This is a genomic window from Nocardia wallacei (genome assembly GCF_029869545.1).
In the GTDB taxonomy this organism is placed as follows: Bacteria; Actinomycetota; Actinomycetes; order Mycobacteriales; family Mycobacteriaceae; genus Nocardia; species Nocardia wallacei_A.
On record NZ_JARWQD010000105.1, the window covers coordinates 1 to 3,341 of the forward strand.

The 3,341-nt window shown below is 70.8% G+C and carries 3 protein-coding genes; 1 reads left to right on the forward strand and 2 read right to left on the reverse strand.

Annotated elements, in window-relative coordinates; translation table 11 throughout:
* Positions 1 to 119 precede the first annotated feature (119 nt).
* Positions 120 to 755, forward strand: a complete 636-nt coding sequence (locus QH290_RS06945) for an oxidoreductase (protein WP_280382290.1) — start codon at positions 120 to 122, stop codon at positions 753 to 755.
* Between the two features lie 21 nt (positions 756 to 776).
* On the opposite strand, the gene QH290_RS06950 is transcribed toward QH290_RS06945, so the two are convergent.
* The gene (locus tag QH290_RS06950; protein WP_280266677.1) at positions 777 to 1,532 is read right to left on the reverse strand and encodes an isocitrate lyase/PEP mutase family protein; all 756 of its coding nucleotides are present in this window, start codon (positions 1,530 to 1,532) and stop codon (positions 777 to 779) included.
* Positions 1,526 to 3,280, reverse strand: coding sequence for a glycosyltransferase family 87 protein (locus QH290_RS06955; protein ID WP_425303560.1), 1,755 nt, complete (start codon positions 3,278 to 3,280; stop codon positions 1,526 to 1,528). The genes QH290_RS06950 and QH290_RS06955 overlap by 7 nt, the downstream gene beginning before the upstream one ends.
* Positions 3,281 to 3,341 lie beyond the last annotated feature (61 nt).

The following is a 3,341-nucleotide window of genomic DNA, read 5'->3' on the forward strand; positions in this document are numbered from 1 at the left end:
GAAGCGCCTGGCGCTCAGCGGCTCCGGCAAGGGCGGCACCAAGTTCGGGCTGGAGTTGTCGATCGCACCGAAGGGCGCGGGGTCGGAGGTCACCGTCGACATCGATCTCGGCGGGCGTCATGTCGGGGGGGCCCCCGCGCAATGCCGTGGCGGCGGGGTTCGACGGTGTCGAAATCCACGCCGCCAACAGCTATCTCGTGCATCAGTTCCTCGCCGACAACACCAATCTGCGCACCGACGAGTACGGCGGCACACCGCTCAACCGGATGCGGTTCGCCCTGGAGGTGACCGATGCCGTTGCGGCACAGATCGGTTCGCGGCGCACCGCGATCCGCCTGTCGCCCGGTAATCCGCAGTTCGGTATGCGCGAGGACGATCCGGCGCCGCTGTACCGCGCCTTGGTCGCCGAACTCGATCGCCGCGACCTGGCCTATCTGCACCTGACCGACAACGACGACTACCCCGCCCTGGCCGACCTGCGGCCGCGCTGGCACGGGACGCTGATCGCCAACGTCGGGGAGAACCACGAGCCGACCACCGCCGAGGACGCGGAGCGGGTGCTGCGCGCGGGCCGTGCCGACCTGGTGTCCTTCGGCCGCGCCTTCATATCCAATCCCGATCTGGTGCAACGGATTACGCATGGCCACCCGCTCGCACCGATTCGCGAGAACGTGCTCTACGGGCAGACCGCCGAGGGGTACACCGACTATCCGGTGTGGGAGGGCTCGGTAGTGCGCAGCGGGTCCACCGCATGATGCTCCGGCGGACCGGGTGCCTCACCGCCAGCGCTGCAGCAGGCGGTTCACCTCCGTGTTCAGCGCGCGCTGAAGGAACGGGCCGAAACTGACTCGGGCGACACCGAGTTCGGCGAAGTAGCCCGGTCCGCCGAGATCCGGCATGCCGATCGCGTTCACCGGCAGCGGGAGATCGGCGCACAGGCGGCGCTGGGTGTCGGCATCGTGGCGGCCGACCGGATACAGCACATCCGCCCCGGCCGTGGCGGCCAGGCGGAGTCGCTCGAGGGCCCGCTCGACGCGGTCCTCGGCCGGTCCGATCTCCCGCAGCAGCACATCGGTGCGGGCGTTGATCACCACGTGCACGCCGGTGGCATCCGCGGACTGCCGCAGGGCCGCAACGAGATCGGCGTGTTCCTGCGGCTCCCGTAGCCGCCCGCCCTCGGCGTGCACGGTGTCCTCCAGGTTGAAGCCGACGGCCCCGGCCTCGAGCAGTCCCTCGACGAGTTGCGCGGGCGGTACGCCGTAGCCGGATTCCAGATCGACCGACACGGGAATGTCGACGGCGGTGGTGATCTCGCGAATCCGGGTCAGCACGTCCGAGAAGGCCATGCCCTCCGCATCGGATTTGCCGACCGATTCGGCCAGCGGGTGGCTGCCCACCGTGAGTCCCGAGAACCCCGCTTCCTGTACCAGTGCCGCCGACCAGGCGTCCCACGCCGTGGGCAGGATCGCGGGATCGCCGGGCCGGTGCAGGGCGAGAAATGCCGAGGCCTTGTCGCTGAGAGTGGTCACGATCGGTGATCCTGCCCGGAACCGGGCGAGGCGGCCAGCGCCACTCCGATGCCGGAATCAGGGACCACTTCGCGCTTCGGCACCGGCAGGGGCCGCGGCCGCAGCGCACCGGGCAGCCACGGCAGCAGCGGGTCCGCCGCCCGGTCCAGCACCCCGCCGACCGGATCGTCCACGCCGTCGCCGCGCACCAGGTCCTCCGACGGCCGGTAGATCTGCCGAATGATCAACGCGCACAACCCGATCACCGCCAGGTCGCGCAGTACCACGGTGCCGGTGAACCACTGTTCGGGCACGCCCTTCTTGTCGGTGCCCAGGTAGTAGTACATGCGTGGGAACCACACCAGCGCGTCGATCGTCATCCAGGCCAACAGGATTCGCCGATGCGGCAAGGCCAGCACCGCCAGCGGCACCAGCCACAGCGAGTACTGCGGGCTCCATACCTTGTTGGTCAGCAGGAACGCCGCCACCACCAGGAACATCAACTGCGCCAGCCGCGGCCGCCGCGGCGCGGTCAGGCCGATGTAGGCGATCGCGGCGCAGGCGGCGGCGAACAGCAGCAGCGACACCAGATTCAGCACGCTCGGTGTCTGCGCCGCCGTCAGCGGCCCGTCGAAGCCCTCCCATCCGGTGAAGGAGGTGATGACGTTGTACAGCGAATCCGGATCGGCGTGGCGTTCGGTGTTGAGCCGGAAGAACTCTCGCCAGCCGGGGGCGAACGGCAGGGCGATCGGCAGATTCACCGCCAGCCAGGAGACCGCGGCCGCGGTGATCGCGAGCCCCGCGGAGCGCAGCGGGCTCAGCCGCGCGTCGGCGAGGTATTCGCGCAGTCCGTGCCCGATCCCGTGGCGGTCCCGCAACCGCGTGCGCAGTCCGGTCAGCCGGTGCCGGTTGTCGGCGCGCAGGCACAGCACCAGGATCGGGCCGAGCAGCAGCAGCGGATACAGCTTCACCGCGCCGCCCAGGCCGAGCAGCACACCGGCCAGCACCGGTCGCCGCCGCGCCCACGCCAGCAGGCCGGTGGCGGCGCACGCCGTGGCCAGCGCGTCGAAATTGGTGAAGGCGTGCACCAGCACCAGCGGTGACGCCGCCACCAGCGCGGCATCCCACACCCGCCGCCCGGACAGCCGCGCCGAGGCCCACACCGTCACCAGCCATGCCATCGCCAGGCCCACGACGGCGACGTTGAAGTACACCACCACGGGCAGCGCCCCGGGCAGCCGCAGCTGCTCCCAGGCGTTGGCCACCTGCATCGCCGCGTACTGGTAGAGCCCCGCCAGCACCGGATACTCCATGTACCGGGTCTGCGGCTTGCCGTCGGCGCCGAACTCGGTCCACTCCTTCTTGTACGGGAACGCGCCCTCGTCGAGGTGCTCGGCGCCGTAGAGCGGAACGGTGTCGGAGTAGCACATCGCCACGTACTGGCGGCCGTTGTTCCAGTCCAGGGTGAGACCGCCCGCGCCGTCGTCGGTCTGCTGAATGCAACCGGCCTTACCCGCCCAGCTCAAGGCCAGGAAGACCACGGCGATCGCCAGCATCACCCGCAGCGGCGTCCAGAACCGGGTGCGGCCGATCAGCGCGTGGTCGCCGACCGGCCCGCCGATCACGGTGGACAGCTGTGCGGTCAGCGAATCGGTGCGGCTGGGTTTGTCACGCCAGTCGGCCGACCGCAGATCCGGTGCCGGCACCGCCGGGGGCGCGTAGCCCCGCGGGGGGTGGGCGCCCGCGGTGCCGGCGGGGGGGGGGGTGACCAGTTGGTGCTCGGTAACGGCCCCCGGGGCGACCCGTGGCGCGGCGGCCGAACCGTGCCAGTCC

Bases quoted from the DNA above. Each gene is read 5' to 3' on its own strand.
- QH290_RS06945 (WP_280382290.1), top strand. From the start codon at position 120: ATGTCGGGGGGGCCCCCGCGCAATGCCGTGGCGGCGGGGTTCGACGGT.